This window comes from Marinobacter shunpengi (assembly GCF_045449695.1).
Taxonomy (GTDB): Bacteria; Pseudomonadota; Gammaproteobacteria; order Pseudomonadales; family Oleiphilaceae; genus Marinobacter.
Map to the genome: position 1 here is coordinate 207236 of NZ_JBJJKZ010000013.1, position 15111 is coordinate 222346.

Sequence of the window (15111 nt, forward strand, 5' to 3'; positions counted from 1 at the left end):
CTTGGAGGCCGGTCGCGGTATTTTTCAGCCCCCGAATACCCCTGGCTATCTGGTTTACTGCCGGGCGCCGGCTTCAGTGCGATGGCTGTTCCGGGATGATTTCCGGAATTTGGTCGGCCGGACGCCATTCAGCAGGAACGACAGCCACTGTGAGCGGGCTATGCCCTGGTGAGCCAGCATGGTCAGTGTGAATGTCAGTACCACGATAACCGGGTAGGCCAGGTACATGTTGACCGAGGCGTCGACGAACAGGATGCCGAGGCTCACAACCAGGATATGGTGGAGCAGGTAGATCGAATAGGCTGAATCCGAGATCAGGCCGAGTGCCCGGTTCCTGAAATCCAGGAACCGCCGGAACAGGAAGAAGCACATCGACGACAGGAACAGGATCACGAGAGAGTGATTGTAGGCGCCGGATACATCATGCAGAAAGCTATCCGTCGCTGTCCGGTCCTGGACCACATAAGAGCCGATATAGGCAAGGGCGAAGGTCAGGAGTTCCACTTTGCCGGGCTGTGAGAAGCGGTCCAGCAGTCGGGCGCTGTACCCGAAGAGCAGCCCAAGGGCGAAGAACTGAAAATAATAGAGCAGGAGGAAGGGGCTGGTTACGCCATAGAAACTGGAATAGATGTCCATCATCCTGTTCATCCCGTAGATTCCCGAGATCATCAGGGGAAACGCCAGGATGGCGAGCGGGTACACGTATCGACCGGCAAGCCAGTCGCTGGTCCGTTGTAACAGCGGATGTGCGGGCTTCAGCAGGAAAAGGCCCCAGACCACCAGGTTGTAGACCGTCAGGTTGACCAGGAACCAGAGATGGGACACCCAACCGCCCGCGGTGAAAAACCGGGCGAAGTCCAGGGGCTGGTCATAGTGGGCCTTGACCAGGAATTCCTGGATCACGTTCAGGGTCAGGGCAGTGAACACAAGGGGAATGACCAGTCGGAACACGCGGTCGACGATATCGATGCGCTGGCGCTTCCGGTAGATGTAGACGAAAAAGAAGCCGGATACCATGAAGAATGCCGGCATCCGAAACAGGTTGATGAAGTCGGAGATCATGGCAAAGAGAATGCTCGTCTCGTTGCCGGACACCAGCCAGAAATGGCTGGGGCTGTAGATATTGGCGGTATGCAGCAGGATGCCCAGGATCATGAGGATGGCCCTCATGGAATCCAGGTAGTAAATGCGACCATTATTCAGCATGACCTGGGCACCCCTTCAAGGAACAGGTCGTAGCCTTTCCGGTTCAGGTGAACGCCGTCCGGGAGATAATACCGTGGGCTTACCTGCCGTGACAGCGTCGACCCAACCACCGTTACCCGGGGTATCGAGTCCAGTGTGTCGAGGGCCTGGTTCAGGGCGGTCATTCCCTCGTGATAGTCGGACCGGGCCGGCGCCAGTTTGGCCTTGAGGATGTAGATCTCCGCTTGGGGAAAGCGTTGTGACAGGCGATCCGCCAGGGTGTCAAACCTGTCCATGATCTGGGGGACAGAGTTCCCATACACCAGGTCATTCTCGCCGGCATAGACCACCACCAGCGACAACGAATCCGGCAGGGGGCTGTAGTCCAGGTATCTGGACAGGTGGCCCAGCGTGCCGCTGCCGAAACCCCGGCGGGCCAGGGTCTGGCATTCCGTGAAATAGTCCCTGGGGAGCGACAGGATGGAGCTGCTGCCCATAGCAACGGCGTCGATTCTGTTATGCCCGGTCAGGTCATGAACCCAGTACCGGAAGAAATCCGACCAGGCATAGGCGCCCCCCAGGACCAGGATGAGTGTCAGAGTGAAAAGCAGCAGGATTTTCAGGATGAGCTTTCTGGAGGCAGCGAGCATCAGTTGGCCTTCTGAGCGTCTATGGTGACGATTCCACTGTCAATCTGCTGTGTCAGTCGGCTAATGGCGTCTGTGCAATCACGGGGCTCGCAGGGCGCCTGTAGAGTCAGGAAGGCAAAGCGTCCCTGGCCCTGTAGCGTGGCCGGTATCTGCAGGAGTTTTGCGACCCAGTAGCTGTTCGCGCGATAGCGGCCCACAAGGTAGTGCTGGTAAACGGCGACCTGCTGTCGGGACGACAGGTTCTGATAGATCCGGATCGGCGGCTGCTGGTGCTCATCTGCCAGAAACCAGTTACCGGTATCGAGCGGCCTGGGCAGATAGGGCACCAGTTTTTCATCCGATGCTGAACGGACACTTTGGGCCAGTGAAATCCAATGGCCATCCGTGGTACGCCACACTTCATGGTCCATGTGGGTTGGCAAGTGAACCGCCAGTGGCAGTTGGCCTGGGTCCTTTGTCGTCAGATCGCCATGAGAGGGGGCCCAGGGAGGCGACTGGGTTGCTGCGGAGTGTGCGATGCTGATGCCGAGAGGGCCGATCAGCAGGCCGGCGACAATGAAGATAAAGGGTTTTCCGGACGTGGGCATGGCGGCATCCACGGGTTCCGGTATCCGCCGGTGCACCGGGGCCAGCAGCATGACGGGAATGACGAACGCGGCAAATACCAGCCAGCCAAAGGTTTCATGCTCCCGGACCAGGTCACTTTCCATATTCGAGTAATAGGCAATCAGGACGAGGGCGGTAATGCGAACCCAGTTTACTATCAGGGCCAGCAGCACGCTGGCTGCGATTGCGGCCAACCAGCCCTTCCAGCGAAAGTCATTGAGGATGGCGGTCATCATTCCAAGCAGGATGGAGATCGCCAGGTAGCGAATGCCGGAGCAACCGTCCGCGATGACCAGTCGACCGTAGGGCAGGGTGATGTTCGCACCTTCGATCAGGGCCGTGATACCCAGGAGGCCAACCAGGTCGCCCACCACAACGGACGCCAACTCGACGAGGAATGGCACCATGTCCGCCCAGATGGGTAGCGACAGGGAAAGCAACAGGACATGGGGCAGGAATGAGACCGCGGCCCTTAACCCATACAGGGTCCAGCACACCAGTAACAGGCCGGCAGGGAGCATCAGGTAGGCCAGGGTGTCGATCCGTACCAGTTCCAGCAGCGCCCAGCCGGTCACCGCCAGTAACAACAGACAGCCCCCCACCACCGGAATACCCCGGGCCTCGGGTGTCCGGGGGCGGGGCGGATGAACGATAAGCAGTCCCAGGAAAATAATAAAGGTCGGCAGGCCATGAGTTAGCACTTGTTCCCACTTCAGCCATTCCTGGATGAGCCGGAACCACGTGGGCCAGAACAGCAGAATGCAGACGGCGGTTGCTATCAGGTATGGGCGGGCGAGCGGGAATTGCTGGAATGTTTTCCTTAACATCGGCGCCAGACTTCTCGTTGGGATTAAGACATGTTCGATGATGAGTGTATCGAAAAACAGGAAGGGGTGCGCGGGTTATTCCACAAGCAGAATCAGGGCGCTCCAGAAAGGAAGACCGGACCCAGGGGCCCGGTCATTTCGCCTGTAGCCGATGGATAATCAGGCTGCGCGGCGGCGTGCTGCTCCCAGACCGACCAGGCCAAGGCCCAGAAGAGCCAGGGTGCCGGGCTCGGGGACGTCTTCGGTGATCACGGTCAGGACGGAGTCTTTCACGTAGAAGTCACCAGCCAGTGAAGTTACCTTGACGTTAAGGAGGCCGTCGGCGTTGAGGGCTGCGAGAGCTTCCACTTCCAGGTCATTGCTGAAGTCGTCACCGAAGGTGAAGGTTCCGGTGTCAAAGTCGAAGTCTTCAATGGTGAAGACAATCCACTCAGGCAGGAGTTCGTCCCAGCCTTCCCGATCGTCCTTGATGCCGATCTCCAGGGTGCCGCTGACTGCGGTGCCGAGAACGAAGCCATCGTCGTTGATGTTGTGGCTATAGCTGTGAGATTGCCAGGTGCTCAGCTTGACGCTCTGTTCAACGGTATCAACGATCACTCCGGCGGAGGCCGTTGATGCCCAGAGCAGTGCCGTGGCAAGAGTCAGTCCAAGTTTGTTGATCATTACTGCACTTCCTTTTTTTCAGTTGGGTTGGGTCCAGCAGTATCTGGATAAGCAGGGATCGGGCCACTTTTTTAAGTTAATTATTATCAATGAGTTGTGAGGAGGGCGAGAACGGCGGGGTCAGTTTGTGTAAAGTTTGTTGACATGAAAAAAGCCGAAAGCGGTTAAGCTCCCGGCTTTGCTTGCTGCCCGGAAGGTCCGGGCATGATCGCTGTTACGCCTGGCGACGGCGTGCGGCGCCCAGGCCAAGCAGGCCCAGGCCGAGCAGGGCAATGGTGCCGGGCTCGGGTACGGATGACGAGGCAGACCAGCTGAAGGTTCCGCTAGAGGTATTACCGGTGTAAACCCAGGTCAGCTCCGAGGAATCGGTGCCGTCCGTGATGTACCCGACCCCATCAAGCTTCAGGCTGTTGCCCTGGTAATCAACGCCCGTGATGGTTTCCAGGAAGAAGGACAGCGTTTCACCGGAGCTGGAGCCGGTACCACTCCACACCAGTTGCGGTGAGCTGAGCGGGTCATAGAGGAAGTCGGTGAATTCAACTTTGTCACCGGCGGTAAAGTAGTTGGCAAAATCGTCTGAAACATCTGTCACCAGAGCGTTTTTCTCCGGTGCTGTTGCGTCAAATCCCGTGCCGAACCAGACTTCGTCGTCGTCAAACCCCGCACCGGTGCCGTAGGTGGAAAAGCTGGCACCGCCCGTAGTGGGCACCGCAAAGCTCAGGGAGGACAGGGTCAGTAAAACCGAGCCTGCCAGAATCTTGATTGCATGATTCATGTAGTTCTCTCCGTATCTCAATCCGATGAATTCCTTTACGCATCATCCATCCCGGGTTGGAACGGGTGGTGCGACTATGTGTACCGCTTTCACTCGCCAAATGTAACGGCTGACGGGGCGATTGCCCTGTCATTACTTCATATGCCAAGCGAAAATCGGGCCAGTTCTGAACTATCAATAAAAACAAAGAGATATGGTTTCTGTGATTGGCGGGTGTAAATTGTTCCGACAGCTCAGTCTGCCGAGAGCCGGGCAACCACCGGTCGGGAGCGGTGGTTGCCGTTCAGAGGCGGGAAATATGTGTCAAAGGATCTGACGTTTGCTTTTTGATCAAGCCACGATGGGTCACAGTTCCTGGTTGATGCTCTCCAGGTGGTCCTTGATTTCCTGGTTTTCCGGTGCCAGAGCCAGGGCCTCTTCCATAACGGCTTTGGCTTGTTGGTGATTGCCGGAAAGGTGCAGCAGCCAGCCGTAGGTATCCAGTATGGCGGGGTTCTCCGGGGCCAGGTCCCGGGCGTTTCGCGCAAGGACCAGTGCCCGCTCCTGATCGCGTTCCCGCAACAGCCAGGCCAGGTTGTTCATGGCAATGGGGTTGTCGGGGCGCAGTCCCAGGGCGATCTCATAGCTGGCGATAGCTGCCTGATCGTCGCCGCTGGTCATCAGATGTTCGGCCCGGGTCAGTTGCGCGGCGGTGCTGTCCGGGCTGGCCTCCACCCAGGCCTCCGTCAGTTCTTCCAGACTATCCGGCGCATGCTGTTTGGCCAGTCCCACCACGGGGGGGAGCAGTTCCGCGTTGGCCGTGTCCTGCCAGCGTTGTTGCAGGTAATCAAAGGCGGCTTTCTCGCCATCCGTCGCTGTGATCAGCCTTGCCCGGGCCATATCGATGGCACTCTGTTCGCCGAAGGTGCCTTCCAGTTCATCCAGGCTGGTTCGGGCTTCCTGGAAATTGCCTTCGGCGGCGGATACACGCACCGGGATCAGGGCGAACGCCAGGTTATCCGGACGCAAGGAGGCGGCTTGCGCTGCCTTGGCCCGGGCGGTGGGCCAGTCTTCCTGCCCGGCGGCCCGTTCAGCTTCGGCGACCAGCAATTGTCCCCTGATCGTCTGCGACTGGTCGGTCTGTTCCGCCTCCGGGATCCGGTCCAGGGTCTGTCGTGCCTCGTCGAGGCGGCCCTGTTGAATACGGATCTGGGCAGCCAGGGTGTAGGCACTGGGAGACATGGTGTCGTTGTCTTCTCCGATCCGGGTCAGCCAGTCTGCTACCGCGTCAGGGTCGTGGTCCCGGGCGTAGATCTGCCCGGCTGCCTGCAACAGGCGTGTATTCGCCGGTTGTACCCGGGCGGCGTCCAGGAAGGTATCAACCGCTTTTTCGTTCATGTCCTTGTCCTGGTACACCGTGCCCAGCGCCACCAGGGCCAGCAGGTCGTCCGGTCGTTCGCTGACCTGTTCCTCCAGGCGAGCCTGCCCAGAGTCGGTGTCTCCCAGGTGGTGTTCGGTCATCGCGGCAAGCGTTACTGCCCGGGGCTCATCGGCAAAGCCATTCAGCAGCGACTCAGTGACTTCCCGGGCTTCCTTTTCCCGGTCGGTGCGCAGTAGCAGGGCGAGGTAGTACTGTGTAACCGACCAGTCCGTGGGGGTTTCGGTGAACGCCACCCGCATCTGGGCAAGGGCCTGCTCAGCCTGGCCTTGCTTCATGTAATGGCGGGCCAGGGCCAGTCTCAGGCGTGAGCGCGACCGATCCAGCTCCAGTGCCTTGCTCAGGCTTGCCACGCCCTCATCCGCCCGGTCAGGAAGGGCAAGGGCCAGCAGGCCGTGGAGGGCCAGCAGCTCCGCATCGTTGGGGCGTGCCTCTATGGCCCGGGACAGGGTCCTGATGGCATCCTCGCGTTTACCGGTGTCGATCTGGGCGATGGTGGCCGCACGCAGCAGTGGTGTCGGTGTGGTCTCTGCGTCGATGTTCTCCACCAGTAGCGACTGGGCGTCGTCGGCACGGCCTTCGTGCAGGCTGAGCGCACCCAGCATCATGGCCACCCGTTCATTGTCCGGGTTCTGCTGGAGCAGTTCTTCCAGGGTGGTGCGGGCGGTATCGAGATCACCGCTGTTGATGGCTTCGATGGCGGATTCCGCCCGTTCCCGGGTTTCCGAGTTGGTGTTCTCGGCCAGGATCTTGTTGTAGACCTGGGCTTCGGTGATGCGTCCCTGTTCGGTCAGGCTCCGGGACAGCAGGGTCAGGATCTGCTGCCGTACCGGCAGGAAAATATCGGAGGTGGGAACGCTGGAGGTGGCCCTGGTGAGGGTTTCTGTCGTCTCGTCTACCTTGCCCTGGCGATAGTGGGCCAGGCCGGTCAGGTAGAGGATGTCGGCGTTTTCGCCATGCTCTGAGGTCCACTGGGTCAGTTCATTGAGCGCCGCATTATTCTCACCAGCAGCCAGCAGCGCCTTGCCCAGGGCGGCGGTCACCTCCGGGTTGTCGGGAGCGGACTGTTGCAGGGAGCGCAGGTCGCTGATGGCTTCGCCGGTGTTGCCCGCCAAGCGCTTGCTTTCCGCAAGCAGGAGCTGGAATTGGCGTTCTTCGGTATCGGATTGCGGGGTGAACCCCTCCAGTGCCTCACGGGCGGAAAGGTGCTTGTTCTGGAGGATGTAACCCCGTGCAAGGGGAAGTGCCACCTGCTGGCGCTGGTCCTCCAGCCATGGCGACAGCAGTTCAGTGGCCTGCTCGCCTGCTCCGATATCGTTGTAGATGCCGGCAAGCAGGATTACGTGCTCCACGTTGCCTGGTTCTTTCTGAACGGCGTTGCGTACTTCAAGCATGGCCGACCGGTACTGGCCCTGGTCGGCGTAGGTTTCGGCCCGGGTGATATGGCCCGCAGCCTCTGAACTGGCGTCGTCCGAACTGCTGCAACCCGCAGCAAGCAGGATCAGGGACGAGGCGGCGGATATGGCAAGGAGCCTGAGTGCGGTGTTCATCGTATCGGTCCTTCGAACAAGCAGTTTGGTTTTTAGCCGTATCCTAGCGCCATTGAAACGTGATGGATAGCGGGTTTTTGGGGATTGGGTGGTATTTGGTACGTGTCGCGTTTCAATGGGAGATCGTCTTGCCCTCTCCATCTGGCGGGAGAGGGCGGAGTGAGGGTGTGCTCGGAAACGGGGCGTTGTTACTTCGACAGATTGCTCAGCTTCGGGTTCGGCTGCTTCGCCCGGCGCAGGATGATCGCAATCTTGCCGATGGTCTGGACCAGTTCGGCGCCGGACTGCTGGCAGAGTGCATCAATGACTTCGCCGCGGGCATCACGATCATTGCTGGCTACTTTCACCTTGATCAGTTCATGGTCGTCCAGGGCCCTCTCAAGTTCCTGCACCAGGCCATCGGACAGCCCCTTGTCGCCTATAATGATGATCGGTTTCAGGTTGTGGGCAATGGCCCGGTATTCGCGACGCTGGGCGGCGGAAAGGCTCATGATGAAATCTCTTGATCGGTGCTATTAAAAGATAGTAGGGCGTATGCGGCGAAGGTCGGGAGAAATTACGATCGCCAGGCCGTATAATCGCGGCATGATAACAGAGAAGCCTGTCGGTTGGATGGGCGATTGCACGTACAGTTTTATCCGGGAGGCACGTTGGCACGCTCGAAATCCAGTGATCGCTGGCTGAAGGAACATTTTGATGATGTATGGGTCAGGAAGTCACAGCAGGACGGTTACCGCTCCCGGGCCAGCTACAAGCTGATCGAGCTGGATCGCAAGGATCGGCTGTTCAGGCCTGGCCAGACTGTGGTCGATCTGGGTGCCGCTCCTGGCGGGTGGACCCAGGTGGCGGTAGAAAAGGTGGGGGGCAAGGGCGTTGTTGTTGCCAGTGACATCCTGCCCATGGATCCGGTAGCGGGTGTGGCGTTCGTGCAGGGGGATTTCACCGAACAGTCGGTGTTTGATGAACTCATGGCGGTACTGGAGGGGCGCCCGGTAGACATTGTGATTTCCGATATGGCCCCCAATATGAGTGGTAACCCCGCCACGGATATTCCCCGGGCCATGGCCCTGGTGGAACTGGCGCTGGATATGTCGCAGCAGGTGCTGCGTCCGGGAGGCGCCCTGGTCACCAAGGTGTTCCAGGGGGAAGGGTTTGATGCATTGCTGGCGGACATGAAGCGGTCGTTCTCGTCCGTCGTCAGTCGCAAGCCGGATTCTTCACGTGCCCGTTCGAGGGAAATCTACCAGGTGTGCAAGGGTTTTCGCGGATGAGCGGTTTCTGGTGGTCGGGCGTACAATTAGTGTAAGGTTACGGGTAACAGGCCGCCGAGGGTGCGCACTCCGGTTACCCTGCAATTCACAGGTGATGATCCTTGAACGATATGGCTAAAAATCTGGTTTTGTGGCTGATTATTGCAGCCGTACTGCTGATGGTGTTCCAGAATTTCTCTCCGACCACCACAGGTCAGCAGGTCAACTATACCGAATTCGTCCAGATGGTGGAGAATGGCCAGGTGCGCCAGGTCACCATTGATGGGCTGAACATTCAGGGGCAGCAGAGCGATGGCTCCCGGTTCGAGACGGTGCGTCCGCCGATTCCCGACAACCGTCTGATGGATGACCTGTTTCAGAACAACGTGGAAATCATCGGTAAGGAGCCGGAGCGCCAGAGCCTGTGGACGCAGTTGCTGGTGGCGGCCTTCCCGATCCTCATTATCATCGCCCTGTTCGTGTTCTTCATGCGACAGATGCAGGGTGGCGGTGGCGGCAAGGGCCCCATGTCCTTTGGCAAGTCCAAGGCCCGCCTGATGAGCGAGGACCAGGTCAAGACCACCTTTGGTGACGTTGCCGGTTGCGATGAGGCCAAGGAAGACGTCAAGGAGCTGGTGGATTTCCTGCGGGATCCCAGCAAGTTCCAGCGTCTTGGTGGCCGTATCCCCAAGGGCGTGCTGATGGTGGGCCCGCCGGGTACCGGTAAAACCCTGCTCGCCAAGGCGATCGCCGGTGAAGCCAAGGTGCCGTTTTTCACCATTTCCGGCTCCGATTTCGTGGAAATGTTCGTGGGTGTTGGTGCCTCCCGGGTACGGGACATGTTCGAACAGGCTAAGAAGCAGAGCCCCTGCATCATCTTCATCGACGAAATCGACGCCGTTGGTCGTCATCGTGGTGCCGGCATGGGCGGCGGCCACGATGAGCGTGAGCAGACCCTGAACCAGTTGCTGGTGGAAATGGATGGCTTCGAGGGTAACGAAGGCGTTATCGTCATCGCCGCCACCAACCGTCCGGACGTGCTGGATCCGGCGCTGCTGCGCCCGGGTCGCTTCGACCGCCAGGTGGTGGTCAGCCTGCCCGATATCATCGGCCGTGAGCAGATTCTCAAGGTGCACCTTAAGAAGGTGCCCCTGGCCGATGGCATCGATCCGGGCGTCATTGCCCGTGGCACCCCCGGCTTCTCCGGTGCCGACCTGGCCAACCTGGTGAACGAGGCCGCCCTGTTCGCCGCCCGTCGCAACCAGCGCCTGGTCACCATGGAAGAGCTGGAGCTGGCCAAGGACAAGATCATGATGGGCGCCGAGCGCAAGTCCATGGTCATGAACGAGAAGGAAAAGCTCAATACGGCGTACCATGAGTCGGGCCACGCTATTGTTGGCCGGCTGATGCCTGAGCATGACCCGGTCTACAAGGTGAGTATCATTCCCCGTGGCCGGGCCCTGGGCGTGACCATGTTCCTGCCGGAAGAGGACAAGTACAGTCACTCCAAACGCTTCCTGATCAGTTCCATCTGCAGCCTGTTTGGCGGTCGTATTGCCGAGGAGCTGACCCTGGGCTTCGAGGGTGTGACTACCGGCGCCTCCAACGACATCGAGCGTGCCACGCAATTGGCTCGCAACATGGTCACGAAGTGGGGGCTGTCGGAGAAGCTGGGTCCGCTGCAGTATGACACCGAAAGCGAGGAGCCCTTCCTGGGCCGCAGCGCGGGTCAGAGTCATACGGTATATTCGCCGGAGACCGCCCAGCGTATCGATGAGGAAGTTCGCAATATTATCGACACCTGTTACGAGAAGGCCCGGCAGATCCTGGTCGAGAACCGTGACAAGCTGGATCTGATGGCGGAAGCGTTGATGAAGTATGAAACCATCGACCGCTTCCAGATTGACGACATCATGGAAGGCCGTGCGCCTCGTCCGCCCAAGGGCTGGGGTGGTGACGGCAGCTCCGGTGGTGGCGTCACCATCGATCAGCCGGAAACCGGTACCCTGTCCGATCATGATGGTCGTGACAGTGATGCCGCTGGCCAGCCGGCCGGTGAGCACTGATTGCCGCAGTTTGAGGCTGTAGCCTGAAGCGCCGCCCGCAAGGGCGGCGTTTTTGTTTGCCTCTGGTGCATGATTGTCCCTATCTTCCCTTTCCGAACATTCTTTGTCAGGCAGGTTTGCAATGCGAATGACGTTTGCGGGACGTGAGCTGGACATGGGGCGTGCCCATGTCATGGGTATTGTGAATGTCACCCCGGACTCCTTCTCCGATGGTGGGCGGTACAACACCTTGGACCTGGCCGTGCAGCGGGCCAGGCAGATGGTGGCAGACGGTGCCGCCTTCGTGGATGTTGGCGGGGAGTCCACCCGCCCCGGCGCCGATCCGGTGTCGGAGCAGGAGGAGCTGGATCGGGTGGGCCCGGTGGTGGAGGCCATCGCCCGGGAAGTCGATGCCATTATATCGGTGGATACCAGTACCCCGTCTGTCATGCGTGAGGCCGCCCGCCTGGGGGCGGGGCTGATTAACGACGTCCGGGCGCTGGAGCGGGAAGGGGCTGTCGGGGCGGTCATGGAAGCCGGGCTCCCCGTCTGCCTGATGCATATGAAGGGGGCGCCCGGAACCATGCAGGACGATCCGGCCTATCGCCACGTGGTCCGTGACGTTGCCGCTTATCTTATGGATCGGGTGCGTGCCTGCGAAGCCGCCGGAATTGGGGCGGGGGATATCCTGCTGGACCCGGGGTTCGGGTTCGGCAAGACTCTGGAGCACAACCTGCAACTGCTGGCGGCACTGGAGCAGCTCCGGGTGCTGGGTTACCCTTTACTGGTCGGCATGTCGCGAAAGACCATGCTTGGCGAGATCACCGGCAGGGAGGTCAGTGAGCGCTTGCCGGCGAGCCTGGCGGCCGCCACAATATCCGCCCAGAAGGGTGTATCGGTGATACGGGTACATGACGTGCGGGAAACGGTGGATGCGGTCAGGGTGGTCGAGGCGATGAACCGAGCGGTACCGGGGATCTGAACCGAAAGCCCGCAGACAACAAGAGATCTCAAAGGAGCAGCATTTCAATGACGGATAGCAAGTCGCCGGTGGGGCGCAGGTACTTTGGCACCGATGGGATTCGCGGGCGTGTGGGTGAAGCGCCGATCACCCCGGATTTCATGCTGCGACTTGGGTGGGCGGCCGGGCAGGCCTTCAAGCGGGATGGCCAGCCCAATAGTGTGATTATCGGCAAGGATACCCGCCTGTCAGGTTATATGTTCGAATCCGCGCTGGAGGCGGGCCTGTCCGCCGCCGGCGTCGATGTCAAGCTGCTGGGCCCTATGCCCACGCCAGCGATTGCCTACCTGACCCGGACCTTCCGGGCCTGCGCCGGTATCGTGATCAGCGCTTCCCACAATCCCCACTACGACAACGGCATCAAGTTCTTCTCCGGTGACGGCACCAAACTGGATGACAGCCTGGAGGCCGAGATCGAGCGTTGGCTGGAGCAGCCGGTGTCCGTCTGCGAGTCCGCCGATCTGGGCAAGGCCACCCGGGTGGATGATGCGCCGGGCCGTTATGTGGAATTCTGCAAGAGCACGGTACCCAACGAGTTTGTACTCGATGGCATGCATATCGTGCTGGATTGCGCCCATGGTGCCACCTACCATGTGGCGCCCAAGGTGTTCCGGGAGTTGGGCGCGCGGGTGTCCGTGATTGGCGGCGATCCGGACGGCCTGAATATCAACCTCGGTGTCGGCTCCACGCACCTGGAGGCCCTGAAGGAGGCTGTTCTACACCGGCATGCGGATCTGGGGATTGCCTTCGACGGCGATGGTGACCGTGTACTGATGGTGGACCGCGACGGCACAGAGATTGATGGCGACGAGCTGATTTACATGATCGCTTCCCAGCGCAAGAAATCCGGTACCCTTCATGGGGGGGTTGTGGGCACCCTGATGACCAACCTGGGTGTTGAGCTGGCCCTGCAGGATCGGGGGATTCCCTTTGAGCGGGCCAAGGTCGGGGATCGCTATGTCATGGAGCGTCTTCTGCAACGGGGCTGGCTGCTTGGCGGTGAAGGCTCCGGACACCTGGTGATTCGCGACTGCACTACCACCGGTGACGGTATCGTTTCCGCGCTCCAGGTCTTGCTGGCCTGCTGGCGGGCGGATCAGTCCATCGGCGAGCTGCGCCAGGGCATGACCAAGCTGCCCCAGACCATGATCAATGTGCGGGTGGCCGAGCGTTTCGATCCGATGGGGCGTGCCGATATCGCCAGGGCTGTGCGCAAGGCGGAGGACCACTTGGGAGCGGCGGGCCGCATCCTGTTGCGGGCGTCCGGAACCGAGCCGCTGATCCGTGTGATGGCGGAAGGGGAGGATGCCGATGCCATTGCCCTCGTCGCCGAGGAACTGGCGGAGGTGGTGCAGGGCTCGAAGCCGGATTAATCCCCGTCACCAGGCACTTGTGCGGCCGTTTTCCCTGCTGTATAGTTCGCGCTCGTTTCTGGATGACCCCCGGTACCGCAACTTCGATAATGGAATGCCATGCGCAGACAGATCGTTGCAGCTAACTGGAAGATGAACGGCTCAAGTGAGCTGGTTCAGGAGCTGGTGCCGGCCATCAGGGAATCTGCGGTAGCGCTTGATAATGCCGTCGAGGTTGTTATTATGCCTCCCTCGCTGTACCTGGGCGGGGTGAAAGGTGAGCTTTCGGGCTCCGGTCTGTCCCTCGGTATCCAGAACATTGCCCGCTGGCAGGGCGGTGCCTACACCGGCGAAGTGTCTGCCAGTATGGCGGTGGATGTCGGTTGTGATTACGCCCTGGTAGGGCACTCCGAGCGTCGGCAGCTTTTCGGTGAGACCGATGAGGTCATTGCTGAAAAGGTGGCTCGAGCCCTGGAGGGCGGTCTGAAGGTGATGCTCTGTGTGGGCGAAACCCTGGAAGAGCGTGAAGCCGGTGACGCCGAAGCGGTGGTCTGTCGGCAGGCTGAGGTCGCCCTGGCAGGTGTTGCGGCAGAGTGCGCCGAACGCATTGTGGTTGCCTACGAGCCGGTATGGGCTATCGGCACCGGAAAGACCGCGACCTCCGACGATGCCCAGGCCATGCATCGGACTTTGAGGGCAAGGCTCTCGGTGCTGGGTTTTGCCGCAGATGAGATGTCACTGCTTTACGGCGGCAGTGTAAAACCGGATAATGCGGGCGCGCTGTTTGCCCAGCCGGATATCGACGGCGGCCTGATTGGTGGTGCGTCATTGAAAGCAAACGATTTTATCGCGATTTGCCAGGCAGCAAAGGCATAAGACCAGGCAGGATCATATGAATACCGCAGTCAGTTGTTGGCTGTGCAAGGTGACAGAGAGCATTTATGGACTGGATGGAAACACTGGTTGTCGTCGTGCACGTGGTGATTGCCGTGGCACTGGTGGGTCTGATTCTGATCCAGCAGGGCAAGGGTGCTGATGCGGGCGCAGCCTTTGGTGGCGGTGCTTCCCAGACGGTCTTCGGTAGTCAGGGCAGCGGCAGCTTCCTGACCCGGATGACCAGTATTCTGGCGCTGGTATTCTTTGTGACGAGTTTTTCGCTGGCGATCTTCGCCAAGCAGCGTGCGGAAGTCGCCGGTCAGGCCGGTGTTCCCGTCGTCGAGCAGGTGCAGGAGTCTGCGCCCGCTGAGTCCGCTGCCGGTGAAGAAAGTGACGGTGAGGGCGCTGCCCCGAGCCTCAGCGAAGAAGAGAGCGGTGATGGCGATGCCATCCCCGAGCTCGAGTGAGTTATTGCCGAAGTGGTGGAACTGGTAGACACGCTATCTTGAGGGGGTAGTGGCGTAAGCCGTGCCGGTTCGAGTCCGGCCTTCGGCACCATACAAGAAACGGCTTGGAGTCGTGTGCCCCAAGCCGTTTTTTTTGGTCAGTCCTTGACCATGGTCGCGCGGATCCTTATACTCCGGCGATTATTGAAGCGGTCTGGCGCGTAGGGTTTTGTTCCCGTCAGGTCGTGGTGACAGGCCAGGTGTCTGTCGGCGGAACGCCGCTGTGGTTTCCGCGATTACTTGCAACAAAAAGCCCCACAGGCAGGTAGTTCCGGTGCAAGGCGCACGGACTGTCTGAGCAGGCGGGGCTTTTTGATTAAGGGGCCTGGCGCGTCGGGCCCTGGTGCATGAAAGGGCTGCCAGACAGCCCTTTTTTTGTTTTTGTGGT

Annotated in this window: 11 protein-coding genes, 1 tRNA gene and 2 pseudogenes; 7 read left to right on the forward strand and 7 right to left on the reverse strand. The window is 60.0% G+C overall.

What is annotated here, in order from left to right; all coding sequences use genetic code 11:
- Nucleotides 1-54: 54 nt before the first annotated feature.
- The 7 genes and pseudogenes from ACJO2E_RS10165 to yhbY form a co-directional block, all read right to left on the reverse strand.
- Nucleotides 55-1206 carry an acyltransferase family protein gene (locus tag ACJO2E_RS10165; RefSeq protein WP_406963761.1) on the reverse strand — a complete coding sequence of 384 codons (1152 nt, stop codon included), beginning with the start codon at nt 1204-1206 and terminating at the stop codon, nt 55-57.
- Nucleotides 1200-1835 carry a GDSL-type esterase/lipase family protein gene (locus ACJO2E_RS10170; protein ID WP_406963762.1) on the reverse strand — a complete coding sequence of 212 codons (636 nt, stop codon included), beginning with the start codon at nt 1833-1835 and terminating at the stop codon, nt 1200-1202. Before ACJO2E_RS10170 ends, ACJO2E_RS10165 begins: the two co-directional genes overlap by 7 nt.
- Complete coding sequence (locus ACJO2E_RS10175) at nt 1835-3268, reverse strand: exosortase/archaeosortase family protein (RefSeq protein ID WP_406963763.1); 1434 nt, start codon at nt 3266-3268, stop codon at nt 1835-1837. Before ACJO2E_RS10175 ends, ACJO2E_RS10170 begins: the two co-directional genes overlap by 1 nt.
- A 159-nt stretch (nt 3269-3427) precedes the next feature.
- Nucleotides 3428-3511: pseudogene (locus ACJO2E_RS10180) on the reverse strand (PEP-CTERM sorting domain-containing protein); the annotation flags it as partial.
- A gap of 634 nt (nt 3512-4145) precedes the next feature.
- A pseudogene (locus ACJO2E_RS10185) lies at nt 4146-4229 on the reverse strand (PEP-CTERM sorting domain-containing protein); the annotation flags it as partial.
- Nucleotides 4230-5051: 822 nt separating this feature from the next.
- Nucleotides 5052-7673 carry a tetratricopeptide repeat protein gene (locus ACJO2E_RS10190; protein ID WP_406963764.1) on the reverse strand — a complete coding sequence of 874 codons (2622 nt, stop codon included), beginning with the start codon at nt 7671-7673 and terminating at the stop codon, nt 5052-5054.
- A gap of 188 nt (nt 7674-7861) precedes the next feature.
- Nucleotides 7862-8164, reverse strand: a complete 303-nt coding sequence (gene yhbY / locus ACJO2E_RS10195; protein WP_406963765.1) for a ribosome assembly RNA-binding protein YhbY — start codon at nt 8162-8164, stop codon at nt 7862-7864.
- A gap of 159 nt (nt 8165-8323) precedes the next feature.
- Here yhbY and rlmE point away from each other — a divergent pair, with 159 nt between their 5' ends.
- From rlmE to ACJO2E_RS10230, 7 genes are all read left to right on the forward strand, one after another.
- Nucleotides 8324-8944 carry a 23S rRNA (uridine(2552)-2'-O)-methyltransferase RlmE gene (gene rlmE / locus ACJO2E_RS10200; protein WP_406963766.1) on the forward strand — a complete coding sequence of 207 codons (621 nt, stop codon included), beginning with the start codon at nt 8324-8326 and terminating at the stop codon, nt 8942-8944.
- A gap of 101 nt (nt 8945-9045) precedes the next feature.
- Entirely contained in the window at nt 9046-10989 is a 1944-nt protein-coding gene (ftsH, locus tag ACJO2E_RS10205; protein WP_406963767.1) for an ATP-dependent zinc metalloprotease FtsH, read from the forward strand.
- Between the two features lie 121 nt (nt 10990-11110).
- The gene (folP, locus tag ACJO2E_RS10210) at nt 11111-11950 is read left to right on the forward strand and encodes a dihydropteroate synthase (RefSeq protein WP_406963768.1); all 840 of its coding nucleotides are present in this window, start codon (nt 11111-11113) and stop codon (nt 11948-11950) included.
- 68 nt (nt 11951-12018) lie between these two features.
- A complete protein-coding gene (glmM, locus tag ACJO2E_RS10215; RefSeq protein WP_406964131.1) occupies nt 12019-13362 on the forward strand; it encodes a phosphoglucosamine mutase in 1344 nt (447 codons plus the stop codon).
- A gap of 99 nt (nt 13363-13461) precedes the next feature.
- Nucleotides 13462-14217: a triose-phosphate isomerase gene (gene tpiA / locus ACJO2E_RS10220; protein WP_406963769.1), complete on the forward strand. Its 756-nt coding sequence runs from the start codon at nt 13462-13464 to the stop codon at nt 14215-14217.
- A 65-nt stretch (nt 14218-14282) separates the two neighbouring features.
- Complete coding sequence (gene secG / locus ACJO2E_RS10225) at nt 14283-14684, forward strand: preprotein translocase subunit SecG (RefSeq protein WP_406963770.1); 402 nt, start codon at nt 14283-14285, stop codon at nt 14682-14684.
- 6 nt (nt 14685-14690) lie between these two features.
- A tRNA-Leu gene (locus tag ACJO2E_RS10230) sits at nt 14691-14775 on the forward strand.
- Nucleotides 14776-15111: the final 336 nt, after the last annotated feature.